Raw genomic sequence first — 12245 nt, 5'->3', positions numbered from 1 at the left:
CGATCGAATAATCAGGTTGCGCTTGCGTTCGGGGCGTCGGGCCGCGTCAGGCACTCGCGCATTTTTGCATACAGCGGAGTGAGCGTGGCTATTTCATAGCAAGCTGCGATTTCTGCATACGTGGTCTGAAAGTCTTCATAGCTGCGCCCGCGCCAAAGGCGACCCGCCGGATCGATAACCAGAGAATGACCGACGCCGCCGCGGAATATTTGCGAGCCGTCTGTGCCGGTGAAAACTCGACACGTCCAAGGGCGCTCCTCGGGATGGCAGGCCATATAGGTTTCTATCTCGATGATCAAACGCGCGAAAAGCTCCGCTCGTGCGGAAGGTTCGCTGCGCAACGTCAATGCAATCGCATCGCCGAGCATCGCATCCGCTGGTGACGAGAGAACGAAAGATTGCAGCTCTGAGGTGGCGGGTAAATCGATCACGCGCAGCGGCCGGAGACGTCGAATATTCTCACCTCACCCGCGCCGCGCCGCCTCGATTAAAGCGATGTCGATCTTCGTCATTTGCATCATCGCGTCGAACGCGCGCTTGGCAGCCGCGGGATCGGGATCGATGATCGCCTTGCTCAGCGCGATCGGCGTGATCTGCCAGGACAATCCCCATTTATCCTTGCACCAGCCGCACGCACTCTCCTGGCCGCCGTGGCCAATAATCGCGTTCCAGTATCGATCCGTTTCGGCCTGGTCAATAGTCGCGACCTGAAACGAGAATGCCTCGTTGTGCTTGATCGCGGACCCGCCATTAAGCCCGAGGCACGAAACACCCATCACGCTAAATTCGACGGTCAATACGTCGCCTTTCTTTCCGGCCGGATAATCTCCGGGCGCGTGATGTACCGCATGGACCGACGAGTCGGGAAAAATGCTCGCATAAAACCGCGCCGCGTCTTCGGCGTCGCGATCGTACCAAAGACAAATGGTGTTCTTTGCTGACTTGATCATGTCACTTCTCCATCGATCTGAGCCACCGGCGGACGGAGTCGAACATGCGCTCGTAGTCCCAAGTCTGGCTCTGTTGAATTTTTCAGTTGTAGTTACGATTCTGCAGAAAGATGTTCAATCCGCTGCCCGTCGAATTTGGAGGCCCGCCGGTCAGACGATAGGCTGCAGAAACATCCGTGCATACGCGACGAACGCCATGACGAGTCCGAGCACGCCGCTCAGAATCATCGGTGTGACCTCACGGTATTTGATATGCACCCCGATGAACACGATGCTCTCGATCGCCAAGACCGTGGCAGCGACAATCGTCAGCGACGGCTGCCAATGGAATGCGGCGGGAACGATGAGTCCGACCGTGCACACGACTTCCAGAATGCCCAGCGCCATCCACGCTTGCCGCGGCAGTGCGCCAAACGATGGAACATCTTGGCTTATCTTGTCGAACATGAAGACCTTCATGACGCCCGACGATCCGTACAGGAAAGCGGCGAGCACTTGCAGAACCCATAGCAGGATGTTCATCGTTTGCCTCTCGGTTTGCCTCTCGGTCTTGCAAAGACTATCGCAAGTCCAGCGAGCTTGGTCACGTGTTGTTTCCAACGAGGTCTGACGGCGTAGCCATTTGCAGTGGTCCGCTCGAGCGAATATTTAGGTTGCAAAGCTTATGACGACTGAAGATATCGACAGGAGTACCACGGCGCAACTAGTCGTAAAACCAAGATGACGCTGCGTTGACGACAGATTTGCCTTGTACCGAAATATTACGATTAGTAAAGGAACCTAGGTACAAGATGAGAAGTAGCCAACCACAAATGCGCCTTCAAGATTTTCGTAGCGCACCGGATTTGAAGGGGCGGCAAAATAATTCCAAAGATATTGCGCCTGAGCACACATTGCCAAACAACAGATGCCACATGCCGTGTAGATGAGGCGACGTCCCCCCAAGATTGAGTAGCAAGGCGCATTAGAGTCCAATCCCAACGACAAGGAGATTGGACGTGAAGAAGCGTTTTTCGGAAGAACAGATCATTGGCTTTTTGCGTGAAGCGGAAGCGGGCCTTTCGGTAAAGGACCTGTGTCGGCGGCACGGCTTCTCAGAGGCGAGCTACTACCTGTGGCGCAGCAAATTTGGCGGCATGAGAGTCCCGGAGGCCAAGCGCCTGCGTGAGCTGGAGACGGAGAATACGCGGCTGAAGAAGTTGCTGGCCGAGTCGATGCTGGAGATCGAAATCACGCGGGAAATCCTGAGAAAAAAGTGGTGAGCGCACCGGCACGTCGGCTGGCGGTGCGGCAGATAGTGGATCAGGGGCTGAGTGAGCGCAGGGCCTTGCGGGTGATGCGCATGAGCGCCAGTGCGTTGCGCTATGAACCGGCGCCGGACCGCAACGTGGCGTTGCGTGAGCACATTCTTGGCCTGGCACATCGACATACGCGCTATGGCGCCGGGATGATCTACCTGAAGCTGCGTCAGGCGGGTCTGCGGGTCAATCACAAACGGGTTGATCGGCTGTACGCCCTGGCGAAGCTGCAGGTGAAGCGGCGCAAGCGCAAAAAGGTGCCTGTGGCCGAACGTCAGCCGCTGGTGCGTCCGCTGGCCGCGAACCAGGTGTGGTCAATGGATTTCGTGTTTGATCGTACCGCCGAGGGGCGCGTGATCAAATGCCTGACGATCGTCGATGACGCCACGCATGAGTCTGTCGCCATCGTGCCGGAGCGTGCGATCGGCGGACATCCGCTGACGCGCATCCTGGATCAGCTTCGCAGTACCCGCGGGCTGCCCAAGGTGATTCGCACGGACAATGGCAAGGAGTTTTGTAGCCGTGCCATGGTGGTCTGGGCACACGCGCGTGGCGTGACCCTGCGCTTGATCGAACCCGGCAAGCCGAATCAAAACGCCTACATCGAATCGTTCAATGGCCGGTTTCGCGATGAATGCTTGAACGAGCACTGGTTCACGAGCATGGCCCACGCCAAGGTCGTGATCGAAGCGTGGCGCCGCGAATACAACCAGGAGCGACCGAAGAAAGGTCTTGGCGGGATGACGCCTGCTGCCTATGCAAAACAGATGGCTGAAAGAACAGTTACGATAACCACCGGACTCTAAAGCTGGTCGCTACTCAAAGCGGGGGGACGTCGGAGGAGCGGGCGCATTTCTTCGGATCCGACCTTTGAATTAACGCGCCGCGCGAGGCGGCTGGAAGTCGCGGCTACCGAGGAGTCTGCCAATCATGGTCGAGCGCTTTACACCCAACGGGTGGCGTTCTTGGGAAATTCTGGACGCTGCACACGTACGACGCAGAATCGTTGCGAAGTAGGAGCCTGCATTACCACCCAGCGCTCGAGGCGGCTAACGACGCTAGCACCAAGTTTCTCCAGACGGGCTACTTCGGCGGGAATGTCATCGGTTTCAATGTCTATGTGGATACGGCTCTCGTGGTCGACGCGTTGAATTTGCACGATAGGCTCATCGGCTGGTGTCTCCAGCATGCAGTAGTTGCCACGAGTGCCAGGGTGCTCAGCATCCACCGCGCGACCCAATGCCCCAGCCCAGAAGCTGGCCGCCTGATCAATATCGGGTGTGTTGCAATCGATTAGCAGCGCGCAAAGTCGAGAGTGATGCATATCTTCCTCCAAGGTTGAATATTGAGCGACTCTTCGAGCTCGTGGGGAAAGTCAGTGCAGCTCCGGGTTGGGCTCTGGAGCGTGTTTTGGCGCCTAACGAAGCTGTAGAAAAACTGGCCCCGATCTTGCTCGCAAGAAGCGAGATGATCAAGGGAGTCGGTGATGGCGCGCTACAAAGTGGTGGACATGAGTCCGCGGCTGTTGCCGGTGGATCTGGAAGCGCAGTTGCTACCGGGCTCGTTCGCCCACGCCGTGCATCACGTCGTCGACGCGCTGGACTTATCGCTGTTCGATGCGCACTACCGCAACGATGAGGTCGGTGCGTCGGCGCATGCGCCGGCGATGTTGCTCAAGGCAGTGCTGTTGGCCTACTCGCAAGGCATGATCAGCTCACGTGCGATCGAGCGCGCGTGCCGCGACAATGTTGTGTTCATCGCGATCACGGGCGATGCCAAGCCGCACTTCACCACGATCGCGGACTTCGTCAGCCGCTCGCGGGATGCGATCGCGTCGGTGTTCGGTCAGGTACTGACGCTGCTCGGCAAGGAAGGTCTGATCGGGCGAACCATGTTCGCCATCGACGGCGTCAAACTGCCGTCGAATGCCTCGAAGCACCGCTCCGGCACACGCGCGGAGTTTCTCGCGCAAGCACAGAAGATGGAGCGTGCCGCCAAGACCATGCTCGACCGTCATCAGGCCAACGATGCCGGCAGCGCCGAGACCGTCATGGATGCGAAGGCGACCGCACGCATCGAGCGCCTGACGAAGGAAGCAGCGAAGCTGCGCACGTGGCTAATCGAGAACCCCACCGACCGCGCCGGTACGCGCGGATCGATCCGTAAATCCAACCGCACCGACAACGCCTCGGCCAAGCTGGCTACCGACAAAGGGGTGATCCAAGGCTACTGCGGCGTCGCTGTCGTCGATGCTGCACATCAGGTCATTGTCGAGGCCTCGGCGCATGGCACCGGATCGGAACAAGAGCTGCTGCTGCCGGTGCTGGATGCCTGCGCCTATCAACGCAACGCCACCACGCTGATCACCGCCGATGCCGGTTATCACTGCGAAGCCAACCTCGCCGCACTGGCCGAACGCGGTATCGATGCATTGATTGCCGACAACCAGATGCGCCGTCGCGACGAACGGTTTGCCGAGCAGGGCAAACACACGAGCAAGCCCGATCCGCTTTACGACAAATCACGTCGAGCAAAGAAACCGCGCCTGTTTGGCAGCGAGGATTTCATCATCGCAGCAGATCATTCGCACGCCATCTGCCCGGCCGGTCAACGGCTGTATCGCAATGGCAAGGACTGCACCATCGGTAGTTACGCCGCCATCAAGTTCCGCGCGCCGGCAGCGACGTGCGAGCACTGCACACGACGAGCGCAATGCCTGCGCAAACCCGAGACGACACCGGCACGGCAAGTCGCCGTGCTCACGCGCAAAGCCATCGCCACGCACACGCAACGCATGCGCGAACGCATCGACAGTGACGAAGGCCGCGAACAGTATGGAAGACGCTTCGCCACGGTCGAGCCGGTGTTCGGTAACCTGCGCCACAACAAACGGCTCAACCGCTTCACCCTGCGTGGCCAGACAAAGGTGGATGGTCAATGGAAGCTGTTCGCTCTGGTGCACAACATCGAGAAGTGGGCGAACTACCGAAAAGCAGCATGAAGGCAACGGAAAAGCCCGCGCGCTTCGAGGGTTTTACGCATCAGGCAGCTATGGCCCGGATGCCGACGCGCACCACGAGCGCGTCGGCAGACAAACACCCTGACATGCAGCGTTCTCATATCGCCGCGAAGATCATCGCGCGTGCTCGAAAAGGGGTTTTTCTACAGCCTCAACGAAGCTGTAGAAAAACTGGCCCCGATCTTGCTCGCAAGAAGCGAGATGATCAAGGGAGTCGGTGATGGCGCGCTACAAAGTGGTGGACATGAGTCCGCGGCTGTTGCCGGTGGATCTGGAAGCGCAGTTGCTACCGGGCTCGTTCGCCCACGCCGTGCATCACGTCGTCGACGCGCTGGACTTATCGCTGTTCGATGCGCACTACCGCAACGATGAGGTCGGTGCGTCGGCGCATGCGCCGGCGATGTTGCTCAAGGCAGTGCTGTTGGCCTACTCGCAAGGCATGATCAGCTCACGTGCGATCGAGCGCGCGTGCCGCGACAATGTTGTGTTCATCGCGATCACGGGCGATGCCAAGCCGCACTTCACCACGATCGCGGACTTCGTCAGCCGCTCGCGGGATGCGATCGCGTCGGTGTTCGGTCAGGTACTGACGCTGCTCGGCAAGGAAGGTCTGATCGGGCGAACCATGTTCGCCATCGACGGCGTCAAACTGCCGTCGAATGCCTCGAAGCACCGCTCCGGCACACGCGCGGAGTTTCTCGCGCAAGCACAGAAGATGGAGCGTGCCGCCAAGACCATGCTCGACCGTCATCAGGCCAACGATGCCGGCAGCGCCGAGACCGTCATGGATGCGAAGGCGACCGCACGCATCGAGCGCCTGACGAAGGAAGCAGCGAAGCTGCGCACGTGGCTAATCGAGAACCCCACCGACCGCGCCGGTACGCGCGGATCGATCCGTAAATCCAACCGCACCGACAACGCCTCGGCCAAGCTGGCTACCGACAAAGGGGTGATCCAAGGCTACTGCGGCGTCGCTGTCGTCGATGCTGCACATCAGGTCATTGTCGAGGCCTCGGCGCATGGCACCGGATCGGAACAAGAGCTGCTGCTGCCGGTGCTGGATGCCTGCGCCTATCAACGCAACGCCACCACGCTGATCACCGCCGATGCCGGTTATCACTGCGAAGCCAACCTCGCCGCACTGGCCGAACGCGGTATCGATGCATTGATTGCCGACAACCAGATGCGCCGTCGCGACGAACGGTTTGCCGAGCAGGGCAAACACACGAGCAAGCCCGATCCGCTTTACGACAAATCACGTCGAGCAAAGAAACCGCGCCTGTTTGGCAGCGAGGATTTCATCATCGCAGCAGATCATTCGCACGCCATCTGCCCGGCCGGTCAACGGCTGTATCGCAATGGCAAGGACTGCACCATCGGTAGTTACGCCGCCATCAAGTTCCGCGCGCCGGCAGCGACGTGCGAGCACTGCACACGACGAGCGCAATGCCTGCGCAAACCCGAGACGACACCGGCACGGCAAGTCGCCGTGCTCACGCGCAAAGCCATCGCCACGCACACGCAACGCATGCGCGAACGCATCGACAGTGACGAAGGCCGCGAACAGTATGGAAGACGCTTCGCCACGGTCGAGCCGGTGTTCGGTAACCTGCGCCACAACAAACGGCTCAACCGCTTCACCCTGCGTGGCCAGACAAAGGTGGATGGTCAATGGAAGCTGTTCGCTCTGGTGCACAACATCGAGAAGTGGGCGAACTACCGAAAAGCAGCATGAAGGCAACGGAAAAGCCCGCGCGCTTCGAGGGTTTTACGCATCAGGCAGCTATGGCCCGGATGCCGACGCGCACCACGAGCGCGTCGGCAGACAAACACCCTGACATGCAGCGTTCTCATATCGCCGCGAAGATCATCGCGCGTGCTCGAAAAGGGGTTTTTCTACAGCCTCAACGTTTGAGCTAAGCGGCCGCTGCCGCAAAATTAGCTTGAGTTTACATCGTGCCGATTCGCAGCGGTCCGCCGCTCGAGCGAATAGGTTAGGTGCCGCGTGCCAGAACTGCACGAGCGCTCTTCACGAAATCATCCAGCTGCGCAGGATCAGCCGTGCCGCCGTCCTGCAGTAGTTCTAGCCATGACGCCAGAACGTCGGTCTCTTGCGTACCGCGAGAATTGAACTGCTCCAGAAATGCATAAAGCACCTCGAATGACTGGCGTAGCGTCAGCGTCTGTTCGAACTCCGGATCAGAGATACTCGTCGTCATACATGTCTCGAATAGTGGCGCCTGACGCCGGAGTTAAACGGCGGCGAAGTTGTCTGCTTGGAACGAGCTGATGGTCTCAGTTGGCCAGCTTATTTGCGAGTGTATTTGCCATCAAAGACCGGTGCCCACTCACCGCTTGCAGCCTTTGATTCCCAGAGCTGACGAACGCTGCCGTCAGCGTTGGGTGTCCAAGTAATGCGTTGCATCGTTGCCGCCCCGCTGGTTCCCGTTGTCTCGCCGGCAAGCTCCATCTTTCCGTTTCGAAATCCACCTTCAAGCACCAGAAGCATGCCCGACGAATCGACCCACGACTGGTGCCACACCTTTCGTTGGGCATCGTAAATATTCAGACTCTCGCCGCTATAACCTCGATCCGTTTCGAAATGCTCATGGATCACGCATCCGCCGTACTCTCGGGTGATGCTGCTTTTGCCGGCCAGCGTTCCGTTGGCCGCATGAACGTTCCACTTGCCAAGCCAGAAATCAAACTGATGATTCTCCGGTGCCGTACACGTACTCGGCTTGCTCTGGGCGAATATCGATGACATCACAGTCAGCGCGGTGGCTCCGATGAACAGGGTTTTATACAGGTGCATAAATCCTCCCAAGTACCGAACCGCAAAGTTTAACGATGCTATAGAAACACTCGCTCCGATCTTGCTCGCAAGAGGCGAGATGATCAAGGCAGTCGGTGATGGCGCAATCCAGGGTGGTGGACATGAATCCGCGGCTGCTACCTGTGGATCTGGTAGCGCAGCTGAGAGCCGGAGACGACACGGTCACGGCAGGTTGCTGAATTCGCTCGCAGGTCCATCCTCACGCATGTCCGGATCACCAAAGCCAGCATCGAACATGCTCAGCGACCTCGTTGGTCAGCTTTCGGGGTCGTACTGGAACTCCCGGAGTTCCTGCGAGCAGCGGCAGGATTTGGCGATCTTCGCGGCCCACTGGACGGCGGCTTCGCGCGATGGGAGTTCCAACACACAGAAGCCGCCGTCGAACTCCTTGGTCTGCGGATAGGTCTCGTTCGTGATGGTGCCGTCGGCGGCGATCATCAGCGGCGCGACATCCTCGTTGATACCACCACCGAACACGTAGACGCCAGCGGCTTTCGCCTCGCGTATGACTGCGTGCGCCGCTTCGCTGACGGAAGGCAGGTCTTCGTCCGGGATGTCCATCGCCGATCCGGGGAAGGAGATTAGGTACTTAGTCAACGTTCGGTCCTACGGGTGTCAGTGTGGGTGGTGGGCGGGAAGCCTAACGTCCGAGCTAAGGCGCCTACAAGTGAGAATGCGAACCTTGATGCCTAACGTTTGACAGAAGCGGACCGTGAATAACGGCGAAGCGGGCCGGAACGGGCCCGTTTTGAAGGAAGGGTTAGCCTCAACGTTCACGCGACCTAGAAAGGAAATAGCGAACAGCAAGCATGGCTAGCCCCGCACACAACATATAGCGACCAACTCCATTTTGAGCATCAGAGGTGTCGTCTTGATTGACGTCTTGGAGTGTGCTGGGCGACTCAGGAAGGTAACGGACTGTCATGGCAAGCGGGGCAGAGCCATTTCGCATGGCCGAGCCAAGTTGTGCTGGAACGCCTGTTTCAGTACGGATATCGCGTCCATCTTCTGTAGTGAAGTGGATGTGGGCTGTGTATTGGCTGTCAACGTGAGTGATTTTCTTCTCTTTCCACTCCAGCTTTACTACTTCAGCTTTGGCCGTCTTGCCATGATCGCGCAAAGCCGCGAATTTAACGGAGTTTGTGTGGCCAGTGTAGATGAGAAAGATGCCAAACACGATCAAACAAATGGCGATTAGCGGGTTACGAAAGACGCGAAACATTTGATGTACTCTGAGGCTTAACGTTTGACTTAAGCGGACAGCCGTAGGCGAGTCCGCTTGAAGGAAGGGTCAGGTTATCGCGAACGCCACGCGGCGGTCTAGTCGACCGGATAATTAGGCGGCAGTCGCTACAAATCGAATAAATATGCGAGATATCCGCAGATGAGCACAGCGCTAATACCGAAGCCAGTGCCGGCAGCGAGCACCAAGGATTGGCTGAGATTAAGGGAGGATTTTGAGGCGGCGGTTTCAAGGCGTCGATAGCCGAAACGAGCGGCCATCACGCATAGTGCATCAATGAAAAGTATGCCGAATGCGAGAATGTGTTCAGAGACGTTTCGAGCAATGAAGATCGGCGCGAGAGTCACGAACAATACGGTCAGAGCGATAAGCCAAGTGCGAAGAGCTGCGTACATTCGAGCGTTCACCTAATTAGAACAAGGGTATTCAATTATCCGCCTGACGATTGAATTAACGCGCCGAGCGAGAGGCGGGAGTTGCGACAGAAGTATGCGCCGGCGCGCCCTGGCGTTTCTGAAATTTAGCCTGCATGACTGGCAAACCGATAGACGCGCCATTGATTCCCAGGTAGATGACGTACTGCGACGCCAAAAAGGCACTCACCTGCGAACTCGACTTGAACTTGGGGCATATCGATTTCGCTACCTGAAACTAGACGACGCAGATAACTCCCATTTGACTGAAACGGATGTGTAGAAACAAGGTGATCTACTTTACATAGCTCGCGCTTGGATATTTCTTGCAGCTCATCGGAACTACGTCCGACGTAGACTTGCTTGACCGTCAGTTCAAATGCTTCGGCAAACTGCTTTGCTTCGAGCTTTTGCAGGAAATCGTTGGCCACTTTAATTGCTGCTGTCGGCGGGTGTTCTGACTTCAGCCACCAACATCCAGCAGCGAGCGCTATAAGGCCAAGGCCAATTGTGACACGCGTTGTCCATGCGGAGATTGATGGCACTTTGAGGCCCTAACGCGAGAATTCGGCCGCGTCGCAAAGCGGCGTCGGCTTGAGTGAATTGTCAGGTGCCTGACGAGTTGTTGCACGCGCCCGGCCCAGCATCAGCGTCCATCCACATGGCGCCCCACACATGTCCGTCCGGGTCACAAAAGTCCCGGCCGTACATGGGGCCGTGATCTTCGACGGGGTTGATGTCGGTCGTCCCGCCATTTCGGCTCGCAGATTCTGCCATTGCATCTACATCCTCGCGTGATTCGCACGAAATATTCAACGCAACCTCGCTTGAGGTGTTTGGAGGGATGGGGCGAGTGGTAAACGTGCGCCACCTGTCGTGGGTTAACAGCATCACGCTAATGTTTTCACTCCAAACCATCATTGCTGCTGTAGGGTCGGAAATATTTGGGTTGGGCTCAAAGCCGATCGCAGAATAGAACGCCTTGGATGTATCGAGGTTCGTTACAGGCAGGCTGATGGTGATTGTTTTTGACATGCGGATATTCCTGTTGGGCAGGCGCCGAACACCCGAACTAAGTGGCCGCTGCCGCGATGAGATTCAGTCTGCCGCAATGACTCGCAGCAGTCCGCTTGAGCGAATAGTTAGGCCGCGATGCACGGTGTCGCGCTCATTGGGCTGCATTTACAATGGAATTCTTCGTAGCGCACGGAGGCGACGCCTTCTCGCAATTCACGACGACTACGTGCTCCTCAGTTTGAGGACGCAACGTCATCGCACCGCAGTTACGCAGGCAATGACCCACCGGAACGCAACTGCTGAGCAACGCCGCGCAACACAAACCTACGACGATGGCGATATTGCGCTTCTGGTTCATTAGTTTGCCTCCGGTGTCTAACCAATTCAAAGTGAAAGGCTCGTTCCATGCGGCCTAACGTTTGACATGAGCGGCGGGACAAAGGGCGCGAAGCGGCCTTTGGCACGTCCGCTCGATGGAAGGGTTAGATGCCATGCGGCCCCCGCTGCAAGTTCTTGACGTAGGTGACATTCGCGTGCCCCTTCGGTTGGCCTGAAATGACAGCTTCTTTTCGATAGCCCAGCCGCTCATAGAACGCTGGTGCTTGAAAAGTGTGCGTTGAAAGGACCATCTGCTCGCAGCCGCGACTCGACGCCTCTGCCTCCGCTGCTTGAAGCAGCGTCTGGCCCAGGCCATGCCCTCGCTGCGATTCATGCACCCACAGATGCGAGACGACGCAACAGCCTCCCCAGGTATGGCCATTGAAGCCCGCTATGACTTCGCCCGATTCGCTTCGCACTTGCCCGCCAATGAGCCTTCCGTCGAAGTACCCAGTCGCGTGCGAATTGAACTCGTAGATACGTTCAATCAGGAACGCCTCGAGTTCGTCGCATTGACCTTCATCGCACAGTATTACGCGGGGCGTGTTCATGGCATCTAACGTTTGAATTAACGCGCCGCGCGAGGCGGCGGGAATTGCGACAGCAGGTAGCGGTCGCGTTGAATGAGTAGTTAGGCGGCGGTTCCCGATTCATGAGGGCGGCCTACCTATCTCCCAGTGATGCCCATACGGGTCAACGACGCGACCGATGAGCCAACAATGCCTATGATCTACGGGCCAAACTTCTGTGGCGCCTGCAGCGATGGCGCGCTTGAACACAGTTTCAGGATCCTCAACCACAAGCACTATTCTGCAGGTAGATCCGTCCAAAGATTCCGGGCTGAAGTTGCCATGCTCCGGCGACTCGTCAGCGACCCAGAACTCCGCGCCTGAGGCAGATAGCTGCGCCACCACCGCGCCAGAATCGTCGTCTACGCGATACACAACCTCGGCACCAAAAGCTGCCTCATAGAATTGGATTGCCTGCGAACCGCGGCGCACTGAAAGCATGGGGGAAAGTGTTGTTTTCATTTGCATATCCTCGGCGTATCACTGCCGCCTAACGAAGCTGTAGAAAAACTGGCCCCGATC

At 57.8% G+C, this 12245-nt stretch carries 18 protein-coding genes; 5 read left to right on the top strand and 13 right to left on the bottom strand.

Features of this window, described 5'->3' with window-relative positions; translation table 11 throughout:
• Positions 1-11: 11 nt before the first annotated feature.
• From ELE36_RS17680 to ELE36_RS17670, 3 genes are all read right to left on the bottom strand, one after another.
• On the bottom strand, positions 12-368 hold the full coding sequence (locus ELE36_RS17680; protein ID WP_129835638.1) for a hypothetical protein: 357 nt from the start codon (positions 366-368) through the stop codon (positions 12-14).
• A gap of 96 nt (positions 369-464) precedes the next feature.
• Complete coding sequence (locus ELE36_RS17675) at positions 465-950, bottom strand: VOC family protein (protein WP_129835636.1); 486 nt, start codon at positions 948-950, stop codon at positions 465-467.
• 150 nt (positions 951-1100) lie between these two features.
• Complete coding sequence (locus tag ELE36_RS17670) at positions 1101-1472, bottom strand: DoxX family protein (RefSeq protein WP_129835634.1); 372 nt, start codon at positions 1470-1472, stop codon at positions 1101-1103.
• A gap of 476 nt (positions 1473-1948) precedes the next feature.
• Here ELE36_RS17670 and ELE36_RS17665 point away from each other — a divergent pair.
• Positions 1949-3054 (top strand): IS3 family transposase gene (locus tag ELE36_RS17665; protein ID WP_129832430.1). Its coding sequence is split into 2 segments (ribosomal slippage): positions 1949-2207 and positions 2207-3054, totalling 1107 coding nucleotides; the frame shifts between segments, so codons are not numbered across the junction.
• 137 nt (positions 3055-3191) lie between these two features.
• Here ELE36_RS17665 and ELE36_RS17660 read toward each other — a convergent pair.
• Complete coding sequence (locus ELE36_RS17660) at positions 3192-3572, bottom strand: VOC family protein (protein WP_129836981.1); 381 nt, start codon at positions 3570-3572, stop codon at positions 3192-3194.
• Positions 3573-3734: 162 nt separating this feature from the next.
• On the opposite strand from ELE36_RS17660, the gene ELE36_RS17655 reads away from it, so the two are divergent.
• Genes ELE36_RS17655 through ELE36_RS17640 form a run of 4 tightly spaced genes read left to right on the top strand, consistent with a single transcriptional unit; the run spans position 3735 to position 7187 of the window.
• Complete coding sequence (locus tag ELE36_RS17655; protein ID WP_129835611.1) at positions 3735-5249, top strand: IS1182 family transposase; 1515 nt, start codon at positions 3735-3737, stop codon at positions 5247-5249.
• The gene (locus ELE36_RS17650) at positions 5246-5488 is read left to right on the top strand and encodes a hypothetical protein (protein WP_129835632.1); all 243 of its coding nucleotides are present in this window, start codon (positions 5246-5248) and stop codon (positions 5486-5488) included. The genes ELE36_RS17655 and ELE36_RS17650 overlap by 4 nt, the downstream gene beginning before the upstream one ends.
• Complete coding sequence (locus tag ELE36_RS17645; RefSeq protein ID WP_129835611.1) at positions 5488-7002, top strand: IS1182 family transposase; 1515 nt, start codon at positions 5488-5490, stop codon at positions 7000-7002. Before ELE36_RS17650 ends, ELE36_RS17645 begins: the two co-directional genes overlap by 1 nt.
• Positions 6999-7187 carry a hypothetical protein gene (locus ELE36_RS17640; RefSeq protein ID WP_129835630.1) on the top strand — a complete coding sequence of 63 codons (189 nt, stop codon included), beginning with the start codon at positions 6999-7001 and terminating at the stop codon, positions 7185-7187. Before ELE36_RS17645 ends, ELE36_RS17640 begins: the two co-directional genes overlap by 4 nt.
• A 74-nt stretch (positions 7188-7261) precedes the next feature.
• Here ELE36_RS17640 and ELE36_RS17635 read toward each other — a convergent pair whose 3' ends face one another.
• The 9 genes from ELE36_RS17635 to ELE36_RS17595 all read right to left on the bottom strand — a co-directional run bounded on the left by ELE36_RS17635 (position 7262) and on the right by ELE36_RS17595 (position 12185).
• The gene (locus tag ELE36_RS17635) at positions 7262-7486 is read right to left on the bottom strand and encodes a hypothetical protein (protein WP_129835628.1); all 225 of its coding nucleotides are present in this window, start codon (positions 7484-7486) and stop codon (positions 7262-7264) included.
• Between the two features lie 89 nt (positions 7487-7575).
• Positions 7576-8082: a hypothetical protein gene (locus ELE36_RS17630; protein ID WP_129835626.1), complete on the bottom strand. Its 507-nt coding sequence runs from the start codon at positions 8080-8082 to the stop codon at positions 7576-7578.
• 276 nt (positions 8083-8358) lie between these two features.
• Complete coding sequence (locus ELE36_RS17625) at positions 8359-8664, bottom strand: YciI family protein (RefSeq protein WP_129835625.1); 306 nt, start codon at positions 8662-8664, stop codon at positions 8359-8361.
• Positions 8665-8869: 205 nt separating this feature from the next.
• Entirely contained in the window at positions 8870-9325 is a 456-nt protein-coding gene (locus ELE36_RS17620) for a DUF3592 domain-containing protein (protein ID WP_129835623.1), read from the bottom strand.
• Positions 9326-9453: 128 nt separating this feature from the next.
• A complete protein-coding gene (locus tag ELE36_RS17615) occupies positions 9454-9741 on the bottom strand; it encodes a hypothetical protein (protein ID WP_129835621.1) in 288 nt (95 codons plus the stop codon).
• 125 nt (positions 9742-9866) lie between these two features.
• Positions 9867-10190 (bottom strand): hypothetical protein, encoded by a 324-nt coding sequence (locus tag ELE36_RS17610; RefSeq protein ID WP_129835619.1) that lies wholly within the window; start codon positions 10188-10190, stop codon positions 9867-9869.
• A gap of 175 nt (positions 10191-10365) precedes the next feature.
• Positions 10366-10794, bottom strand: a complete 429-nt coding sequence (locus ELE36_RS17605; protein WP_129835617.1) for a VOC family protein — start codon at positions 10792-10794, stop codon at positions 10366-10368.
• A 464-nt stretch (positions 10795-11258) separates the two neighbouring features.
• Positions 11259-11705 carry a GNAT family N-acetyltransferase gene (locus ELE36_RS17600; protein WP_129835615.1) on the bottom strand — a complete coding sequence of 149 codons (447 nt, stop codon included), beginning with the start codon at positions 11703-11705 and terminating at the stop codon, positions 11259-11261.
• Between the two features lie 99 nt (positions 11706-11804).
• Complete coding sequence (locus ELE36_RS17595; protein ID WP_207215807.1) at positions 11805-12185, bottom strand: VOC family protein; 381 nt, start codon at positions 12183-12185, stop codon at positions 11805-11807.
• Between the last annotated feature and the right edge of the window lie 60 nt (positions 12186-12245).

Source organism: Pseudolysobacter antarcticus, from assembly GCF_004168365.1.
GTDB lineage: Bacteria > Pseudomonadota > Gammaproteobacteria > Xanthomonadales > Rhodanobacteraceae > Pseudolysobacter > Pseudolysobacter antarcticus.
This window is presented reverse-complemented; position numbering and strand designations above follow the sequence as displayed.

Bases quoted from the DNA above. Each gene is read 5' to 3' on its own strand.
- ELE36_RS17615 (WP_129835621.1), bottom strand. From the start codon at position 9,741: ATGTACGCAGCTCTTCGCACTTGGCTTATCGCTCTGACCGTATTGTTC.
- ELE36_RS17600 (WP_129835615.1), bottom strand. From the start codon at position 11,705: ATGAACACGCCCCGCGTAATACTGTGCGATGAAGGTCAATGCGACGAA.
- ELE36_RS17625 (WP_129835625.1), bottom strand. From the start codon at position 8,664: ATGGACATCCCGGACGAAGACCTGCCTTCCGTCAGCGAAGCGGCGCAC.
- ELE36_RS17595 (WP_207215807.1), bottom strand. From the start codon at position 12,185: ATGAAAACAACACTTTCCCCCATGCTTTCAGTGCGCCGCGGTTCGCAG.
- ELE36_RS17675 (WP_129835636.1), bottom strand. From the start codon at position 950: ATGATCAAGTCAGCAAAGAACACCATTTGTCTTTGGTACGATCGCGAC.
- ELE36_RS17630 (WP_129835626.1), bottom strand. From the start codon at position 8,082: ATGCACCTGTATAAAACCCTGTTCATCGGAGCCACCGCGCTGACTGTG.
- ELE36_RS17645 (WP_129835611.1), top strand. From the start codon at position 5,488: ATGGCGCGCTACAAAGTGGTGGACATGAGTCCGCGGCTGTTGCCGGTG.
- ELE36_RS17635 (WP_129835628.1), bottom strand. From the start codon at position 7,486: ATGACGACGAGTATCTCTGATCCGGAGTTCGAACAGACGCTGACGCTA.
- ELE36_RS17640 (WP_129835630.1), top strand. From the start codon at position 6,999: ATGAAGGCAACGGAAAAGCCCGCGCGCTTCGAGGGTTTTACGCATCAG.
- ELE36_RS17620 (WP_129835623.1), bottom strand. From the start codon at position 9,325: ATGTTTCGCGTCTTTCGTAACCCGCTAATCGCCATTTGTTTGATCGTG.
- ELE36_RS17680 (WP_129835638.1), bottom strand. From the start codon at position 368: ATGCTCGGCGATGCGATTGCATTGACGTTGCGCAGCGAACCTTCCGCA.
- ELE36_RS17650 (WP_129835632.1), top strand. From the start codon at position 5,246: ATGAAGGCAACGGAAAAGCCCGCGCGCTTCGAGGGTTTTACGCATCAG.
- ELE36_RS17605 (WP_129835617.1), bottom strand. From the start codon at position 10,794: ATGTCAAAAACAATCACCATCAGCCTGCCTGTAACGAACCTCGATACA.
- ELE36_RS17670 (WP_129835634.1), bottom strand. From the start codon at position 1,472: ATGAACATCCTGCTATGGGTTCTGCAAGTGCTCGCCGCTTTCCTGTAC.
- ELE36_RS17660 (WP_129836981.1), bottom strand. From the start codon at position 3,572: ATGCATCACTCTCGACTTTGCGCGCTGCTAATCGATTGCAACACACCC.
- ELE36_RS17655 (WP_129835611.1), top strand. From the start codon at position 3,735: ATGGCGCGCTACAAAGTGGTGGACATGAGTCCGCGGCTGTTGCCGGTG.